The organism is Lactobacillus sp. ESL0680 (genome assembly GCF_029392855.1).
In the GTDB taxonomy this organism is placed as follows: domain Bacteria; phylum Bacillota; class Bacilli; order Lactobacillales; family Lactobacillaceae; genus Lactobacillus.
Genome location: NZ_CP113945.1, coordinates 527,788 through 545,561, shown reverse-complemented (window position 1 = coordinate 545,561; position 17,774 = coordinate 527,788). Strand labels below are relative to the sequence as shown.

The following is a 17,774-nucleotide window of genomic DNA, read 5'->3' as shown; positions in this document are numbered from 1 at the left end:
TTCTAGCTTTCGATTATTTAGAATCATTTGTATTTGCAACTTTAATTTGTACGCTCACCTGCGAGCTACTTGCCTTAATGACATCTTTTGGCAACTTTAATGTTACCATCTTGGTAGTTGAGGCATTAACACCACTCAAATCAACAGGAACTGTTAATTCTTTAATCTTACTCAATGTTGATTGATTGCCATAAATGGTCACGTAATAATTTTTAGCTGTTAATGAGTAGACCTTATTAGTATTTTCATGCTTAGGTACCAATTCTAACTTGACCTCTTTTTTGGCAATTGAAATTGGTAACACTACCCTGGCCGTTGCCGGTTCAATAATCACATTGAGTTGCTGTCCCTTACGGTCTTCGGCAATCAGATTAACCTGACGTTCAAACGGATGATTAATGCCATTCGGCAAAACGGCTTTAGCAACAATTTGGTCAATCTGATCAACCTCACTGCGCGCCCCTGTTACTTCAACTTGTTGCGGGGTAACAGTTGCCTTGCCCAACTTATAACCGTGTGCCACAGCAGTCTTATTATACTCTATTTGAACAGGCATTGTCGTCGATTTTCGTCGTTGAATATTTACATGCACGGTTTTTGGACTGATTGTATATGCCAATTGTTTGTTTAACCCACTAACATGCACGCGAACATCGTGTTCACCAATACTTTTATTCGTTAAATCAATGTAGGCACGGAAGTTTTGGGTATTAATCGTTGAAGTAACCAAAGCGTTAGATCCCTCTAATGTAACACTAACCTTAGCCGGATAACCCACAACATAGTAATTATCAGTATCAACTGAAACCTGCAGCGGCACCTTGACGGTTCGAGTTTGAGTAGCTGTCTGTTTGGTACGATCTGACTGCCCCTGAGTCATGAAACCCTCTTGGGTATAATTAACATAAATGACTAACAAGACCGCAATTAGTAACGAGACAAGACGAATAACCCATGACTTATGCCAAAAATTCTTCATCGATCAGCACCCCACTTCCAGATTTTACCCAATATTTTTTGGTACCACTTGGTATTTTTTTCTTTTTTGGGTACAAGCTCTGCTTTAAGGTATTTCAAGTATTCATCGCGGCTCAAATCAAGTAAGAAGCGACCATTGCGGGTGATCGTTACACCGCCGGTTTCTTCTGATACTACAATGGTAATGGCATCCGTTACTTCGGAAATTCCGACAGCTGCACGGTGCCTAGTCCCTAACCGTTTCGGGATCATCGTACTATCTGATAGTGGTAAATATGCGGCTGCCACGGCAATTTGGTGGTCTTGATTAATGATTACCGCCCCATCATGCAGCGGTGTATTCGGAATAAAAATGTTAATTAATAATTCACCGGTAACGTCAGCATTCAGCTTAATACCAGTTTCAATATAATCATCAAGTCCGGTTTCCTGTTGAATTGTAATTAAAGCACCAATTCGCCGTTTTGACATATATTGAATGGCCTTGTCCAATTCCTTAATGAACTTAATCGACTCATCCCGCGCACTTTCTTCACGACCGCCAAATATCGGCAGCCTACCTAAATGTTCAAGGCCACGCCGAATTTCTGGCTGAAAAATCACGATAATTCCAACAACCGACCACGACACAATCTGGTCGATCAGCCACGTGGTTGTGTGCAGCTGCAGGACACCGGCAATAATCCGAACAATAAAAATCAGCACAATTCCTTTAGCCAGTTGCACTGCCTTGGTTCCCCTAATTAAAATAATTAGGTGATAAACCAAAAACCAAATAATCAAAACGTCAAGCACCAAAGAAAAGTTACTCCACGTAAAGATATTTGTTAGATTAAAATGCATAAATACTCCTTTCTGATAGGATATTCTTAATCAGCTTTCTGACCAATAATTCTAACCTCAGTTTGTAAATCGATGGCGAACTTTTCTTTGATAACTTTCTGAATCAGATGAATCAAATCTAGGTAATCTGTTGCTGTTGCGCCGCCCTTATTAACAATAAAGCCAGCGTGTTTGGTTGAATCCTGAGCACCACCAATTTGGCGCCCTTGCAAGCCAGCCTGAATAATCATTGGCCCAACATAATGACCCTCGGGTCTCTTAAAGACACTGCCGCAAGACGGATATTCCAATGGTTGTTTGTAACGCCGTAAGGCATTTAAATAATGCATGTTCGCCAAGATTGGTGCCTTGGGAGCTGGTGTCAATTCAAAAGTAGCTGCTATTACAATGTCGCCAGTTTCTTGTATTAGCGAGTGCCGGTAAGAAAACTGCATTTCATCCTTATTGTAAGTTCTTAATTCGCCAGCACGTGTTAAAACTCGAACCGACTTCACAGCCTCACAGGTTTCACCGCCATAAGCACCGGCATTCATGAAGGCAGCACCACCAACACTTCCAGGGATCCCAGCCGCAAACTCTAACCCACTTAAGCCGGCATTAGCGGCGGTAAATGCAGTATCAACAATTCGTGCACCAGCTTGTGCTGTTACTTGTTCTGCTGTCACTGTAATCTGCTTCATCTGCGTTAAAATAAGCACTAAGCCAGCAATTCCACCATCACGAATAATCAGGTTTGAGGCGTTGCCAATTACAGTTAAGGGAAGCTTTGTTTGCTGCGCGGCCGTTACCAGCTGCGTTAATTCTGTTTCATTCTTGGGAAAAGCAAGATATTGCGCGGGACCACCGGTTTTAGTAAATGTATATTTACTAAGTGGAACTTGCTCTTTAATGTCAATTCCGTACTTTTTTAAATTCAATAATTCCAAAGCTAAACGTCCCTTCAATTACATCTTGTTATATTCTACCGCATTAATCTGCCAGCTTCATCCTATGTTATACTAAAATTAAATTTTTAAGGAGAAAAAATGAACTTTATCGCAATGGACTTTGAAACTGCCAATCGTCATCCCGAAAGCGCCTGTTCACTAGCATTGGTGATGGTGCGGGATAATCAAATTGTCGACCGGTTTTATACTGTAATTAATCCGCAGATGCCGTTTGATGCGCGCAATATTCAGATACATGATATTACGGCGGCTGATGTTGAAGATGCGCCAACAATGGCTGAGGTCTGGCCGCAAATTAAGGCTTTATATCAACCTGGTATGCTGGTTGCCGCTCATAACGCCCGCTTTGATACCAACGTTATGCGCCAAAGCCTAGCCCGTTATGATATTCAAGAACCGCATTATTTTGTCATTGATACCCTGCAGACCAGTAAATTATTTGAACCTGAGCTCAAGGACCACAAACTAGATACGGTCGCCAATGCGCTAGATGTCGAATTGTGGCACCACCATAACGCCCTCAGCGACAGCGAAGCTTGCGCCGGAATCCTAATCGCTCAAGATCAACAGTTTGGTGACGAAGCAATTAAAAATTTGGTTTATCAAATATAAAAAAAACCTTGATAGTTTTCACTATCAAGTTTTTTTGATTTAACAAATTCTAGCAACATTAGTTAATAATTGCGCGGGTAACAGCGCGGGCCTTTTTGCCAGTAATTGATGATAATGCTTAATTAACAGCTGAGCCAAGACAATTACAACTTCCTGCCTAGTTCCTGAGATTAACTGTGAATTGACGGCTAATTTTTTAGTTAATAGCTCTTGACCAAGCATCGTCATTCCCATTAAAACAATGCCCACTTGCTTTATCCGCTCATCAGCATAAATTTCTTGCCAAGCCCGCTTAATTAAAGCCCAAGAATTATCCGGCACGTCATCTAACCAATGCACAATGCAATTATTATTCAGGGCATAATCCTCAACTGCCGCTTTATTCGAATTATTGACCATAAAAATAACCCGTTGATTTGCTAAAACAGGCTTTTGTTCAATTTGATTAGTAAAAGTAAAATTTTGATATAAAATATAACGTTTATTAGGATCGGCCGCGTTTTCTAAAATAAAATAGTGGTCATTAGGTTCGGTGGGCAATAAATATTTAGCAACAATCCGGGTTTGATCCCAGTTTTTCAAAATAATTAGTTGCTCTCGTTCATCAAACTCCCAATAGCGTTCTTCTGGATAAAAACCTATTTTGGAAGGAAACAGCAGCCTATGATCTTGAGCAAAAATTACTGTTAAATACGCTGCCTCTTCTGACATCAATACAACTGACCAGTTGCCATTATCTAGTTTGGACTGAAAGCTAAAAACCCGATCACTAACCAACTGCAAAAATTCATGTTCATTCACACTAGTACCTCACTTATCATTTGTGCTTAAACCAAGCAGATGAAGCTCGTTCAAAATATTGAAAACGTGTCACCACTTGCCGGCCATGACGTAAACGATCTGTAAAACACTGGTAAGCAACATAATTTACTAATGACATCTCATAATTACCCAAATGCGCCTCATCTGGATGAACTGTCTGCTCGTATGCATCCTGAACATATAATTCAGTTAAAATTCCTAAAAATTCCAGTAAAACCTGCCGCGTTCCCACTAATACTCCGGCATTTAATAATTGTAAGTGACAATTTTGCTGGATAAATTGTGCTAAATAGCGCGGCTTTGAATCATTTTTAATAATTTCTGTCTGTAAATCGACGCCTTCATCGCCAATATATAAGGTGTCCTCTTGAACATCAGCAAACGGATAATTCATCATCTGAACATCGCCGGCATCAACTAAGGCAGCTTTCTCAATTTCTGGATGCCTTAGTAAATATTCAAACGTAACTTCCCACCGCAAAAAATAAAACTTATCACTGGGATAATGGGAAAAGGGCTCCACATTAATGATTTTTTGCAATGACGGTACAGCATTCTCATTTTCAAAATTAATTAATGTATGTAATTCTAGGCCAAAACGGCTAACTGATGCATACAATTTTTGTGTCTTCTTAATGATGTCAATGTTATCTATAATTTCATTACTTTGAGCATTGTACATTTTAGTAAAAAACTGTGCGATTACCACATTTTTCCCCACGACAAATACTCCTAGCTAATAATTACTTGATCTAACAATTCAACTGGGGTGTGCAACTCTTGAGCGCCCGTTAATTGTTCATGATAATGTTTAATTAACAATTGCGACAAAACCACAGTAACATCACCCTTTGTACCCGAAACAAATTTAGCATTATCTTCTCGATAGCTAAGAGTTAACTTATCCGTCAAAACCTGTTTAGTATCTGGATAGCCACTAAAATATACGCAAATATTTTTGAGTGCAAAATCATCTGTTATTGCTGTCCAAACCTCATTAACGAAGTCCCACTCATCTTTAGCATAAAGATATTTAATCTCACAACACTCATCAACTGAATATTGCTCAATATTAGTCCTAGTTTCATCATCTTCTAAGTCATCCTTCAAAAAAATAACTCGTTGACTATTTAAAACACTGGGTGAACTATCCTGCTCATCAAAATCATAGTTTAAGTGGGTAACGTATTCTTTGGTCGGATCAGCCGCATTCTCTAAGACAAAGCAATAATCATCCTGTTTATTGGGCAACAAGTATTTAGCAACAACGCGTGTTTGCTCCAAATTTTTTAAAATGATTGCTTGCTCTTGTTCGTCAAATTCCCAATAGCGTTCCTCAGGATAAAAACCAACTGGTGCTGAAAACTTTATTGTATGATCGCACGCAAAAGTAACTGCCAAATACCCACCTGGATACATTCGTACCATGACCCAATTACCATTATCCAGTTTTACTTGGTAATTAAATGTCTTATGTTCAAAGCGCTGCAAAAATTCTTGTTCGTTCATTTTAATTACCCCTACTTATACTTAAACCATGCCTTACTATTGCGCTCATAATATTTATAGTGTGTAGTAACCAAGCGGCCGTGACACACATGTTCTGGGAAAAATTTATAAAGAATATAGCAGGCAATGCCCATCTCAAAATCTCCTAGATGAGCTTGTTCCGGGAAGAATTTTTCATTCACAGCATCTTCAGCAGTCAATTTAACCATCACGGCCAAGAACTCAAGCAGCATTTCCCTTGTACCGACAAGAACACCTGTATTCAGTAATTGTAAATGCCGATTTTTGCTAATAAATTCTGATAAATATCCCGGCTTAGCGTCGTTAGTAATAGTTGTGCCTGTAAGATCATTATCCTCATCACCGACATACAACATGCCACTTTTTACTTGCTCAAAGGGGTAATTCAGCATTTCTACATCACTAGCATCAACTATGGCAGCTTTTTCAATTTCAGGATGCTGTAATAAATATTCAAAGGTAACTTCCCAACGCAAAAAACGCCCTTTATTACTTATATAATTAGCAAACGGCTCTACCTGAATTATTTTTTCTAGGGACGGTGGCGTTATCTTATTTGAAGAATTAACTAATGTATGTAATTCTATGCCAAACTTTGCTGTCGACTCATACAAATCATGAGTCTTTTCAATGATATCAACTTCTTCAAGATCTTGATCTGTTTTTTCATCTGGTATCTTGGTTAGAAATTGTGTAATAACAACATTTTTCCCCATTTGTGACTCCTATTGTAATTAGTCATCCTAATACTCTTAATATCTATAATTTCAACTTGCCGATTAAGACAGCCTTCAAAGATTAATATTAAATTATAAATATTTCTTTAATTATCTTAATCACGATATGTTTACTATATTATTATAGAAAATTTATAATTACTTATGCATGATAGTGTATATTATAAACCACCAAAATAACGACTTGCAATACAAATTTCTTTATTTAGTAATATCTATGAGAGCAACTTAAAAGCAGAGCTAAAATTAATCAGCTCTGCCTTTGGTATATTATTTAATTTTGGCTAATATTTCATTAACCCAAGTTTGATTGCGCTCACCTTGCGGTTTAAATTCAATTAGCCGCTTAGTTGAATTCCAACTATCATCCACGCGACTAATTACTAGCTGCAGATATTCACTAGGCAGATCAGACTTAATTACCTGTGGCCACTCAATCACGACTAATCCAGGTTCTGCCAAATAACTATTTAAATCAATCGAGGACAAGTCATCATTTTCTAAACGATAAAAATCCATATGAAACAACGGTAATTTTGCTTCGCGATACTCACGCACAATGGTAAAAGTTGGGCTCTTCACCGGCCGCTTAACGCCTAATGCACGGCCAATACCCTGCGTTAACGTCGTTTTCCCCGCTCCTAGGTCACCATTCAATAGCAGTAAGTCGTGTGGCTGCGCCGTTTGGGCAATTGCTGTTCCGATTTGCTGCATTTCAGCAGCGGAATTAACTTCTAATTTCATTATTTTTGCTCATCCCCCAAAAGCGCCTGGGCAGCAGTCAAAATTGCCATATTATAAATGTCTTGGCTGCTGGCACCACGCGATAAGTCATTGACCGGCGCGGCAAGTCCCTGCAAAATTGGACCAATTGCCGTAAAGTTACCTAGGCGCTGGGTAATTTTGTAAGCTAAATTCCCTGACTGCAATTCTGGAAAGATAAAAATATTTGCTTGCCCCTTGAGTGCCGAGTCTGGGGCTTTTGTTGCTGCAACTTCTGGTACATAAGCCGCGTCAAACTGCAATTCACCATCGGAAATAATCTCAGGGTGCTGCTGATGGAACAACGCGTTAGCTTCTTGCATCTTATCAACCATTTCGCCCTTGGCAGAACCTTTAGTTGAAAAGCTCAAGAATGCTACCTTAGGATCAATATCAATTAACCGCGCTGTTTGCACAGATTGGTAAGCAATTTCGGCCAAAGTGCTGCTGTCAGGCTCAATATTAATTGCACAATCGGCAAAAACGTACTTTTCGCTGCCGCGCTCCATAATGAAACTTCCAGAAACTCGGTGCATTCCGTCAGCTGCATGAATTAATTGCAGAGCTGGACGAACAGTATCGGCTGTTGAATGTGCCGCACCTGATACCATTCCGTCAGCCGCACCCATTTTTACAAGCATCGTGCCAAAATAATTAGGGTCTTGCAGCTGCTGGGCAACTTCTTGCTTTGTAAAGGTTTTACCGCGAGCAGCAAGGAATGCTGCTGCCATCTCATCTTGGTGTGTGTAAGCCGTAATATCGACTACAGTTACTGCGCCAAGGTCGATTTCGGCATCTTGAGCAATTTGGGCAATTTCTTGCTGATTACCCAACAAAATCGGTTCAATTATTTTTTCCTGCGCTAACCTGCTAGCCGCTGCAATCACCCGCTTATCGGTTCCTTCTGGAAAAACAATCCGGTAACTTTTCTGACTTGCCTGTACCTTATTTTTTAATAATTCAAAAACACTCATTATCTTCACCTATGCTAAATCTGCTTGAGCAACTGTCTGCGGCAATTGCCAATCTATCGGCGTTTCACCAAACTTTTTCAATGCGGTATTACACCGTGAAAATGGCCGTGACCCGAAAAAGCCACGATCAGCTGAAAATGGACTTGGATGAGCTGATTTAATCACAAAATTCTTCTCTTGGTCAATTAATGGGATTTTATTTTGTGCAAATCTACCCCAAAGAATAAAAACAACCTGACCCCGATCACTCAAAGCCTTAATCGCTGCATCTGTTACTTGCTCCCAGCCCTTGCCTTGATGACCATTAGCATGACCATAAGGAACTGTCAAAACAGCATTTAGTAACAATACACCTTGGTCTGCCCACTTTTTTAAGTAACCATGATTAACCGGTTGACAGCCCACATCGTCGTATAATTCACGATAGATATTTTGTAATGACGGCGGCAGATTAATTCCCGGCATCACCGCAAAGCTCATCCCCGTTGCCTGACTGGGATTATGATATGGGTCTTGCCCCAAAATAACTACCTTAGTCTGCTTATACGAGGTTAACTTAAACGCCGTAAAAATATGATACATATCGGGAAAGATTTGCTTAGTCGCGTATTCCTTCTTTAAAAATTCATGCAGTTGATGATAGCCATCACTGGCAAATACCGGTGCTAAAACCTCATCCCAATCATTACCAATAAACCGTTTCATTATTATGTAGCCTCTCTTCCATTAACTTCAATGTTATCATGAAACTACGCGCTGATGGCAACAAAATTCGTTAAATTGGCAATAATCTTCATCCCATTCTACTTAAAAAGTACGGTTAATGTTTTTACGATATGTTAATATTGATTTAAAGAAGTAATTAGTTATTAATTAAGGGAGGATTGAATTTCACTTTGATTAAATTAGTAGCCTGCGACCTTGATGGCACGCTATTTAACAGCAAAGTAACCATTTCTGACGAAAATGTTGCCGCCATTCGTGCTGCTCAAGACAATGGCATTGAGTTTTTAGTTGCAACAGGTCGGGCACCCAAGCAATCACAGGCAGTTATTCGCAATTACGGGCTGCAAACTGGCTTCATCAACATTAACGGTGCCTTAGTTTACGATACAAATAATACTCTGCAAGTTAAGCATGTTCTACCCAAGCAAAAAGTAATTGCTGCTGCTAACATTCTGCGTAAAAACGATATTTATTTTGAAATCGTAACTGCCGACCATATTTATTCCGAGGATATTAGCAAACGTGTCTTCAATTTGGCTCACTCATTAATTGCCCTTAATCCCGGATTATCTTTTAAAAATGCAGTTGCAATTTCCGGTGGCAGTAATGCAATGTTAAGTATGACTTTAGTTGATAATTTTGAGGAGCTTTTGCTTGATCCGAAGATTGAAGTTATGAAAATAATTGGCTTCGACAGTCGCGGACCCGCTTTATTAACCAAAATTAAGCAGGAACTGGCACTTATTGACGATCTTGCAATTACCTCTAGTTCTGACATCAACATTGAAATCAATGACATTCATGCTCAAAAAGGAACTGCCTTACTTGAATATGCCAAGAAAAAGGGCTTTAAACGTGACGAAGTTGCTGCAATCGGCGATAATTTAAATGATGAAAGCATGATTCGTGATGCCGGTATCGGCGTGGCAATGGGGAATGCTGTTCCCCAAATCAAAGAACTTGCACAAATCGAAACCAAAACTAATAACGAAGACGGTGTCGGCTATATTTTAAGGAAGTTTATCAAAGATAATGCTAAAGAATAGAGGTATTATAGATGCGCTACTTATTAGAGTTAAGTCAAGAATCCGAATACGGACAGATCCCTGTTGCTGACGAAAACGGACAAATTCAGTATATTATTCAGGGAAATTTAGATAATCCTAATCACACCTTATATTTAAAGACGCGCAATCATGAAGAAATCGGTCGATTATACGCTGACGGCAATGGCCTTATTTCTTCATTTACTATTGATGTCGTCAACCATTCGCTAGTTAAAGTTAAGCGCCTCAACAGCCGCATGACCAACTTGTTTTACCTGACGCGGCTCAATTACCTTGTCACTGGTAGCATTAAAAACGGCAGCTACAAATTTCTATTCGGCATCAAAAAAGTAGCAACCGTCAAAACTAAAGTCGGTAAACCTGGCGTCATCCTAACTTGTGATATTACACGTCCAGAAGATGTCCCCTTTATTTTATTAAGTGCGACACTCTTTACTCAGTGGCACACAACACCGTTAAAATTGCCAACCTTCCCGCCAATTGGGCGCAAGGTAAACGTTAATTTGAATTAACCAAAAAATAAGCTAGAACTATTAAGTTCTAGCTTATTTTTTAGTCTTCGGTAACTGGCATTTTACTTTTTGGGATATAGTCAATATGCTTTACAAATTGCCCCTTATGCTTAATGACAACATATTTTTGAGTGGCATCATAACCACCAAAGCTTTCAAGCTTATACCGTAACTTATGGCCGTCTTTATCAACTGCCTGAATATTACGGTAATCTTGCGTACCCTTAGGCACTTCAGCGTAATCAATTCTCATTGAGATAAACGGATTAAAGTAATCGATGACTTCATCCACAATTGGTATATGACTTATCATGATAAATGCAACTAGAGCTACGATGACAATCGCACTATTTAAGAAAAACTTTTCAATATGCTTCATTTTCGTCTCCGTTATTTTTGGTGTTATGGATAAATAATACAGTGTTGAATATACAATAACATCTCTATAATATACTGTCAATATTTATTAAAATAATACAAGCAAAACAAAAATTACAATTAATAATGATTTTTGATTTAATTGGTAAAAGTGCCATAGTTCATTCATCACCAGCATCACCATTATAAATAAAGCAATGAACAACAATGTACTTACCGAACAATATTTTCCTAGCAAAACAAGTGTTGTCACAGATAAAAAGCTAACAGCTACAACAGTAAAAATGACTATTTTGATTCCAATGGCACAACATAATTGTCCCAGACTTTTGAATCTGATCCGAACAAAACTTTGCTCTAAAAAATTATCAGATATTTGGTCATACACGAGCAAAATTGAAAACCAATAAAATAAATTAGTCGCAAATACACCAATTGTCTTAGTTGCTGATACTAGCGGTTGACCAGTATTACCTACTTCTCGTACAGTGAAGCCCCAAATAACCGTTACAACTAAAATTAATAATAGATTCTTGCAAATTTTCTTAATCATAATCCCCTCGCAACAGTAGTACATGGACAATTAAAAATTCAACAAGAAGCCATATCACACTAATATAGTTATTAAGTAATGAAATTAAAGAATTAGAATTTAAGAATAATTCTGTTCCTGGTAAAAAAGCAAAATGCTGAAGAAATGGTAAGTTTACCTTCAGAATTGCAAATAGGCAACAACAAAAAATCAATCCACCTATAAATGTAATCATCAATTTCTTGAAATATAATTGAAGTAATGTGAATAGTACTAGCCAAGAATAAATATCTAAGACTTGCAGCCATATAAGCATTAAATCCTTGATTGTAATTACAAAAGTTAGCTTGATTCCTAAAAAAATTGCTGCAAAAACCGATGCTAAGAAAAAATCCAACTCCAAAATTAAAGCAAAAATAAATTCACCAAAAAGATAACCAACAAGCAAAGATTTTTTGTTGCCTAGTCTTATTTGTAATACATCACCAAATCCCGTACCAATAACTCTAGTAATATCAAAGCCAACAAATAATGTCGTCACTGGAAGGACAAATAAAGATAACTCAGGACTAACCGCTGTATTACAAAAAATCATTATCATGTTCATTTTTGCATGGAGGCTACAATTATTTAAAAACGAGTAAACAAACGCTGCCAGCAAAATCGTTGCTAATGCCAGCTTTAACAAATTTCTGTAACTTGTTTGAATAATAAATTTATTCACTCACACTCAACTCTTTATCTTTGATTTGCCATTTTCGATTACAAATTTCATTAAAACTATCATCATGAGAAACAATAATCCATGTTTTATCAGGCTTTTCATGATGAATTTTAGTTATTAAGTTAATAAGTTTTATTTTCGAAGTCTTATCAAGACCGTTAAGTGGTTCATCAAGCAAAATAAGCTTTTCATCTTCCATCAATGCTTGAGCAAGACCTAATTTTTGATTCATTCCTAAAGAATATTTTTTAACTTTTGTTTTATTTTCTGGGTCTAAGCCGACTAACTTCATATATTGTTTAACAGTCGACGCGTCAATCTTATGCTTTATTCTAGCTAATGCACACAAATTCTCTAAGCCACTATAATTTCCGATGAATTGTGGTGCATTAATCATTACTGCAGTATCAGAAGCAAACTTGCCCTTTGATAGTTCCTGATTAAAAACACTTACTTTCCCATTATTAGGTCGCAGTAACCCACAAATCACTTTTAACAAAGTAGACTTACCTGTACCATTATCACCGTTTAATAAAATCAAATCACCAGCATTAACGGTCAAATTGACATTAGTTAAAAGAACATTTTTGCGAAATTGTACTTCAACATTTTCAAGAGTAACTACATTCATTATTAATACTCTGTCCTTTCATGAAATTTATTCAATCCATAAATAATTACAATTTCACAAATAACCGTCACAATTATTAAAATAATCGGTTGTAACAATTGATTTGGCTTTGTAGCAGTAGTAAATATATTTAACAGATTAATTGGCATATCAGCTTCAGGCAGAATTTTTAGCATAAATAAAAAAATCGGCAAAAAGAAATTAAGTAATATTGCTAACGCAAATACCTGCCACTTTTTCTTCAAAAACAAATTGCAAATTAGTGGTAAAAGAATTATGCCAAAATCTACTACCACTGTTACCAGTAGCAGACCAACGGTCCCCAAAAAACTTCCGCTGAAACCAATTAATCCGGTTTTAATAGGTAGAATTGGATTACTGCCATTGAAAATTAGAAGCAAAATATATGATACTAACCAACTCACAAATACAAAGCTAACAGTAATTACAAAGCTATTTTTTATTTGCTCAAAAATAATATTATGTTTGCTGCGCAACAATGACCATTCTCTAAAACTAGTAAACCAATATGGCGTTGCTATTTGATAACCAAGAAAGATAATTATCACGGGAATAAAGTTATATTCAAAGTAGATTGGAGAAAAATTCCCTTCTATTGCCCGATAATATAATGGATAACCAACCGCAATCTTATTATTCACAATCAAAACAAGTGCGGCATAAATAATGATGGCAGTTGTAAAAATCAGCCAACTAATCTTATTTACACCACGATATTGATTAATTTTGCTCATAACTGAGCTCCTTCATTCTTAAAAAAACAACGATTCTCTGATGAGAACCGTTAAACCTGCATCAAGGACGCCATTCTAAATGACCTGTAGTAATTTCTAAAACGTTTTTCTATATCACTTATTCATCATATCCCAACCTTTTTTAAAAATGTGTGCAAAATTTGCACACATTTAAAATCATAAAACAGTTTAGTATAATTATTATATATTAATAACAAAAAGGATGATATATATTTATGAATACATTTGGTGAAACTATCCGACAATTACGTTTATCACGCTCAATCAGTCAGGAGGAGTTAGCTGAAGGATTATTTGATCGCAGTACCTTATCTAAGATTGAATCAGACAAAGTATACCCTTCACGGGAGAATGCTAACGAAATGATTTCTCGACTTAGCTTAGGCCTAAACGAATTTGAATATGTTCAACGAGATTATTTACCTACAAAAAAGAATAAAATTCTGTACAAACTACTTAATTTAGAATTTAGTACTGAAATTGACAAAATTAAAAAAATCATTGCAGATTGTTCTGCTTCTAATGATAGCGATCTCAAGCGAATCTCTTTAGTATTAAAAGCATTTCTATTACTAAATGAAAAAGATGGTTTGGAACCAGCTAAAAAATTAGTTCAACCTATCTGGAACGACTATTTAAGCAAGATTAAAATTCTAACAATTACTGATATTTGCTTGTTAAACATGATTGCCTATGCTTTTGACTATGAAACTAACAAGCAAATCATTAGTAAGATTTTATACACAATCGATAACTATTATCCTTTTCTTAAAATACTCAAACTAAATGTTTTAATTAATCTAAGTAATTTACACATTGATAAAGAAAATTATCAAAAAGCAAAAGATACTTTAACTCAGGCTGATAAATTAGCACAAGAAGTTGGTCAATATGATAAGTCACTTCTTTGTCATTCTGAAATTGCTCTCTGCGGTCAAGACTATGAACAAGCTTTATATTATGCCGACTTACTTGATAAAATTGGTGCCACCACTGTTGCTCAGCCACTTAAAGACGAGATTAACAATAAACAAAAATTACACAATTAAATATTCCAAACTAAAAACCAGCCACTGCTTATTGCAGTAGCTGGTTTTTAAATATTATTAGTCTTGGTAATTAACCAAAGCCAAGAATGAATCTGGCTTGAGGCTAGCACCACCGACTAAACCACCATCAATATCAGGTTTAGCCATTAATTCCTTAACATTGTCAGGGTTAACGGAACCACCATATTGAATGCGAACATTTGCGGCAGTTTCTTCATTATAAAGGTTCTTAACTGTGTCGCGAATTGTCTTACACATTTCTTCGGCTTGGTCTGAACTAGCAGTCTTACCAGTACCAATTGCCCAGATTGGTTCATAAGCAATTACTAAACTAGCAACTTGTTCAGCTGATAAGCCTTTTAAAGCTTCCTCAATTTGACCAACTACCCATTCTTCTTGCTGGTTAGCTTCACGTCTTTGTAGTGATTCACCACAGCAGATGATTGGTGTAATACCATTAGCCAGCAAAGCCTTAGCCTTCTTGTTAATGTCTTCGTCAGTTTCGTGGAAGTAACCACGCCGTTCTGAGTGACCGATAATGCAGTAATCCATACCCATTTCTTTTAAAACTTTAGGTGAAGTTTCACCAGTAAAGGCACCTTCATCTTCAAAGTAGGCATTTTCTGCACCGACTTTTAATTCTGAACCCTTAGCAGCTTTTCTTAAAGCATCAAGGTCAACAGCTGGAGCACAGATTAAGGCTTCAACTTTAGTAGATTCTGGCAACTTACCCTTAACTGCATCAACAAATTCAGTTGTTTGTTCTGGATTCATGTGCAATTTCCAGTTACCAGCAATAATTGGTGTACGCATAATAACGTTCCCTCCTTAATTTACTTGTCTGAAATGCAGGCAATTCCTGGTAATTCCTTACCTTCAAGGTATTGCAAACTAGCACCACCACCAGTTGAGATGTGAGTAATCTTAGGTGCAATTCCTAATTGCTTAGCAGCGGCAGTTGAGTCACCACCACCAATAATAGTTGTGGCATCTTTAAGTTCTGCCAAAGCTTTACCAACTTCTAAAGTACCGTTAGCAAAGTTGGACATTTCAAAGGCACCCATTGGGCCATTCCAAACAACTGTCTTAGCATCTTTCAAGATTTTCTTAAACTTCTCAACAGTCTTAGGACCAATATCTAAGCCCATCATGTTGTCAGGAATATCGTCACCAACAACTTCACGAGAAGCATCATTTGAAAATTCAGTTGCTGCTAAGTTATCTACTGGCAAAACAATCTTACCATCAGCTTCTTTGAGCAATTGCTTAGCAAGGTCAACCTTGTCAGGTTCAAACAATGACTTACCAATGTTGTGTCCTTGAGCAGCTAAGAATGTATAAGCCATTCCACCACCAATTAAAATGTGGTCTGACTTAGGAATCAAGTTGGTAATAACATCAATCTTGTCAGAAACTTTAGCACCACCCAAAATGGTAACAAATGGGTGAACTGGGTTAGCAACAGCGTCACCCAAGAACTTGATTTCCTTTTCCATCAAGTAGCCAGCTGCTGCAGGCTTATCAGCCTTCTTCATTGCTTCAGCAATTCCCACATTAGAAGCATGGCTTCTGTGCGCGGTACCAAAGGCATCATTAACGTACATGTCGCCTAGACTTGCCCAGTATTCACCAAGCTTAGGATCGTTCTTAGATTCACGCTTACCAAAGTTGTTGTCGATATCTTGGAAACGAGTATTTTCAAGAACAATAACATCGCCATCTTGCATCTTGTTGATAGCATCTTCAACTTCTTGACCTTCGTTTGCAGGTACAAAAGTTACAGGCTTCTTCAAGAGTTCACTTAAACGTTCAGCAACTGGCTTAAGTGACAATTCTTTTTTATCGTCGTCTGACTTAACCCGACCCAAGTGACTAAGCAAAATTGCCTTGCCGCCGTTTTCAATAATGTATTTAATTGTTGGCAATGCGGCAACAATTCTATTATCATCGCCAATTACGCCATCTTTAATCGGGACATTAAAGTCAACCCGAACTAAAACTTTCTTATCTTTGACATCTAAATCTGAAACAATTAATTTAGCCATCTATATCCTCCGATAACTCAATTATTTTTCTTTCAAAAAAAGGCGGAAGGAAGAATTTCCCTCCGCCTTCTCTTTTACTATCAGCAGTAATCAAAAATTAATGATTAAAGAGTAGCAAATTTCAACAAAGTACGAATCATTTGGCAAGTGAATGAGTATTCATTGTCATACCATGAAACAGTCTTAACTAATTGGTTGTCACCAGCAGTAGTTACCATAGTTTGAGTTGGGTCATAAATGGCACCAGCAGTCATACCGATAACGTCGCTTGAAACGATTTCGTCATCGTTGTAAGCAAATGAAGGACTTTCGTACTTCTTAACTGCAGCGTTAACTTCGTCAGCAGTAACTTTCTTGTCAAGGATTGAAACTAATTCAGTCAATGAACCATCAACAACTGGAACACGTTGTGCGTGACCGTTAACTTTACCGTTCAATTCTGGAACAACAAGACCAATAGCCTTAGCAGCACCAGTTGAGTGAGGAATAATGTTAGCTGCGGCAGCACGAGCAGCACGCATGTTACCACCACGAACAGGTCCATCCAAAATCATTTGGGTTGAAGTGTAAGCGTGGATAGTAGTCATAGTAGCTACCTTGATGCCAAATTCTTTTTGCAAAGCATCAACCATTGGAGCCAATGAGTTAGTAGTACATGAACCAGCTGAAACGATCTTGTCGTTTGCATCTAAAGTGTCATCGTTTACTGAGTAAACAATAGTCTTCAAGTCGTTGCCAGCAGGAGCTGAAATCAAGACTCTCTTAGCACCAGCGTCAAGGTGAGCTTGTGACTTAGCCTTGCTAGTGTAGAAACCAGTACATTCAAGAACGAAGTCAACACCGTCGTTCTTAACCCAAGGAATGTTTTGTGCTTGTGGTTCAGCGTATACGCGATATTTCTTACCGTCAACAACGATTGAGTCTTCAGTTGCTGAAACTTCATGGTTGAAAGTACCATGAGTTGAGTCATACTTCAATAAGTGTGCCAAAAGTGCAGGGGTGGTCAAGTCGTTAATAGCAACAACTTCAATATCCTTTGACTTTTCGCCCAAATCCATGATCCGACGGAATGCTAAACGACCAATACGGCCAAAGCCGTTAATACCAATTTTAACTGTCATATTCTAAA

General features: G+C 37.6%; 22 protein-coding genes. 4 read left to right on the top strand and 18 right to left on the bottom strand.

Annotated features, from left to right (window positions below):
- Positions 1 to 13: 13 nt before the first annotated feature.
- From OZX58_RS02745 to murB, 3 genes are read right to left on the bottom strand one after another with little or no spacing between them, the layout of a single operon-like run.
- Positions 14 to 979, bottom strand: coding sequence for a CdaR family protein (locus OZX58_RS02745; protein ID WP_277141371.1), 966 nt, complete (start codon positions 977 to 979; stop codon positions 14 to 16).
- Positions 976 to 1,821 (bottom strand): diadenylate cyclase CdaA, encoded by an 846-nt coding sequence (gene cdaA, locus OZX58_RS02740; protein ID WP_277131271.1) that lies wholly within the window; start codon positions 1,819 to 1,821, stop codon positions 976 to 978. Before cdaA ends, OZX58_RS02745 begins: the two co-directional genes overlap by 4 nt.
- Before the next feature lie 26 nt (positions 1,822 to 1,847).
- Positions 1,848 to 2,747 (bottom strand): UDP-N-acetylmuramate dehydrogenase, encoded by a 900-nt coding sequence (murB, locus tag OZX58_RS02735; protein WP_277141370.1) that lies wholly within the window; start codon positions 2,745 to 2,747, stop codon positions 1,848 to 1,850.
- Positions 2,748 to 2,846: 99 nt separating this feature from the next.
- On the opposite strand from murB, the gene OZX58_RS02730 reads away from it, so the two are divergent.
- Entirely contained in the window at positions 2,847 to 3,380 is a 534-nt protein-coding gene (locus OZX58_RS02730) for a 3'-5' exonuclease (RefSeq protein WP_277141369.1), read from the top strand.
- 39 nt (positions 3,381 to 3,419) lie between these two features.
- Here the strand turns inward: OZX58_RS02730 and OZX58_RS02725 are convergent, their stop codons facing one another.
- The 7 genes from OZX58_RS02725 to OZX58_RS02695 all read right to left on the bottom strand — a co-directional run bounded on the left by OZX58_RS02725 (position 3,420) and on the right by OZX58_RS02695 (position 8,913).
- A complete protein-coding gene (locus OZX58_RS02725; RefSeq protein WP_277141368.1) occupies positions 3,420 to 4,181 on the bottom strand; it encodes a hypothetical protein in 762 nt (253 codons plus the stop codon).
- 16 nt (positions 4,182 to 4,197) lie between these two features.
- Positions 4,198 to 4,923, bottom strand: a complete 726-nt coding sequence (locus tag OZX58_RS02720) for a hypothetical protein (protein ID WP_277141367.1) — start codon at positions 4,921 to 4,923, stop codon at positions 4,198 to 4,200.
- An 11-nt stretch (positions 4,924 to 4,934) separates the two neighbouring features.
- The gene (locus OZX58_RS02715; protein WP_277141366.1) at positions 4,935 to 5,711 is read right to left on the bottom strand and encodes a hypothetical protein; all 777 of its coding nucleotides are present in this window, start codon (positions 5,709 to 5,711) and stop codon (positions 4,935 to 4,937) included.
- An 11-nt stretch (positions 5,712 to 5,722) separates the two neighbouring features.
- On the bottom strand, positions 5,723 to 6,448 hold the full coding sequence (locus OZX58_RS02710) for a hypothetical protein (RefSeq protein ID WP_277141365.1): 726 nt from the start codon (positions 6,446 to 6,448) through the stop codon (positions 5,723 to 5,725).
- A 291-nt stretch (positions 6,449 to 6,739) separates the two neighbouring features.
- Positions 6,740 to 7,216 carry a tRNA (adenosine(37)-N6)-threonylcarbamoyltransferase complex ATPase subunit type 1 TsaE gene (gene tsaE, locus OZX58_RS02705; protein ID WP_277131305.1) on the bottom strand — a complete coding sequence of 159 codons (477 nt, stop codon included), beginning with the start codon at positions 7,214 to 7,216 and terminating at the stop codon, positions 6,740 to 6,742.
- Positions 7,213 to 8,205 carry a phosphate acetyltransferase gene (gene pta / locus OZX58_RS02700; protein ID WP_277141364.1) on the bottom strand — a complete coding sequence of 331 codons (993 nt, stop codon included), beginning with the start codon at positions 8,203 to 8,205 and terminating at the stop codon, positions 7,213 to 7,215. Before pta ends, tsaE begins: the two co-directional genes overlap by 4 nt.
- 9 nt (positions 8,206 to 8,214) lie before the next feature.
- Positions 8,215 to 8,913, bottom strand: coding sequence for a uracil-DNA glycosylase (locus tag OZX58_RS02695; protein ID WP_277141727.1), 699 nt, complete (start codon positions 8,911 to 8,913; stop codon positions 8,215 to 8,217).
- A gap of 188 nt (positions 8,914 to 9,101) precedes the next feature.
- Here OZX58_RS02695 and OZX58_RS02690 point away from each other — a divergent pair, with 188 nt between their 5' ends.
- Both OZX58_RS02690 and OZX58_RS02685 read left to right on the top strand, forming a co-directional pair.
- Positions 9,102 to 9,977: a Cof-type HAD-IIB family hydrolase gene (locus OZX58_RS02690; RefSeq protein ID WP_277141363.1), complete on the top strand. Its 876-nt coding sequence runs from the start codon at positions 9,102 to 9,104 to the stop codon at positions 9,975 to 9,977.
- 11 nt (positions 9,978 to 9,988) lie between these two features.
- On the top strand, positions 9,989 to 10,510 hold the full coding sequence (locus tag OZX58_RS02685; RefSeq protein ID WP_277131262.1) for a hypothetical protein: 522 nt from the start codon (positions 9,989 to 9,991) through the stop codon (positions 10,508 to 10,510).
- A gap of 40 nt (positions 10,511 to 10,550) precedes the next feature.
- On the opposite strand, the gene OZX58_RS02680 is transcribed toward OZX58_RS02685, so the two are convergent.
- From OZX58_RS02680 to OZX58_RS02660, 5 genes are all read right to left on the bottom strand, one after another.
- Positions 10,551 to 10,889 (bottom strand): YxeA family protein, encoded by a 339-nt coding sequence (locus OZX58_RS02680; protein ID WP_277141362.1) that lies wholly within the window; start codon positions 10,887 to 10,889, stop codon positions 10,551 to 10,553.
- An 87-nt stretch (positions 10,890 to 10,976) separates the two neighbouring features.
- Positions 10,977 to 11,441, bottom strand: coding sequence for a hypothetical protein (locus OZX58_RS02675; protein ID WP_277141361.1), 465 nt, complete (start codon positions 11,439 to 11,441; stop codon positions 10,977 to 10,979).
- Positions 11,434 to 12,144: a hypothetical protein gene (locus OZX58_RS02670; RefSeq protein WP_277141360.1), complete on the bottom strand. Its 711-nt coding sequence runs from the start codon at positions 12,142 to 12,144 to the stop codon at positions 11,434 to 11,436. Before OZX58_RS02670 ends, OZX58_RS02675 begins: the two co-directional genes overlap by 8 nt.
- The gene (locus tag OZX58_RS02665; protein WP_277141359.1) at positions 12,137 to 12,775 is read right to left on the bottom strand and encodes an ABC transporter ATP-binding protein; all 639 of its coding nucleotides are present in this window, start codon (positions 12,773 to 12,775) and stop codon (positions 12,137 to 12,139) included. Before OZX58_RS02665 ends, OZX58_RS02670 begins: the two co-directional genes overlap by 8 nt.
- Before the next feature lie 2 nt (positions 12,776 to 12,777).
- The gene (locus OZX58_RS02660; RefSeq protein ID WP_277131257.1) at positions 12,778 to 13,530 is read right to left on the bottom strand and encodes a hypothetical protein; all 753 of its coding nucleotides are present in this window, start codon (positions 13,528 to 13,530) and stop codon (positions 12,778 to 12,780) included.
- Positions 13,531 to 13,766: 236 nt separating this feature from the next.
- Here OZX58_RS02660 and OZX58_RS02655 point away from each other — a divergent pair, with 236 nt between their 5' ends.
- Positions 13,767 to 14,600 (top strand): Rgg/GadR/MutR family transcriptional regulator, encoded by an 834-nt coding sequence (locus tag OZX58_RS02655; RefSeq protein ID WP_277141358.1) that lies wholly within the window; start codon positions 13,767 to 13,769, stop codon positions 14,598 to 14,600.
- Positions 14,601 to 14,657: 57 nt separating this feature from the next.
- Here the strand turns inward: OZX58_RS02655 and tpiA are convergent, their stop codons facing one another.
- The 3 genes from tpiA to gap all read right to left on the bottom strand — a co-directional run bounded on the left by tpiA (position 14,658) and on the right by gap (position 17,766).
- Positions 14,658 to 15,413 (bottom strand): triose-phosphate isomerase, encoded by a 756-nt coding sequence (tpiA, locus tag OZX58_RS02650; protein WP_277131253.1) that lies wholly within the window; start codon positions 15,411 to 15,413, stop codon positions 14,658 to 14,660.
- Between the two features lie 20 nt (positions 15,414 to 15,433).
- Positions 15,434 to 16,645 carry a phosphoglycerate kinase gene (locus OZX58_RS02645; RefSeq protein ID WP_277141357.1) on the bottom strand — a complete coding sequence of 404 codons (1,212 nt, stop codon included), beginning with the start codon at positions 16,643 to 16,645 and terminating at the stop codon, positions 15,434 to 15,436.
- A 104-nt stretch (positions 16,646 to 16,749) separates the two neighbouring features.
- Positions 16,750 to 17,766, bottom strand: a complete 1,017-nt coding sequence (gene gap, locus OZX58_RS02640; protein ID WP_277131251.1) for a type I glyceraldehyde-3-phosphate dehydrogenase — start codon at positions 17,764 to 17,766, stop codon at positions 16,750 to 16,752.
- Between the last annotated feature and the right edge of the window lie 8 nt (positions 17,767 to 17,774).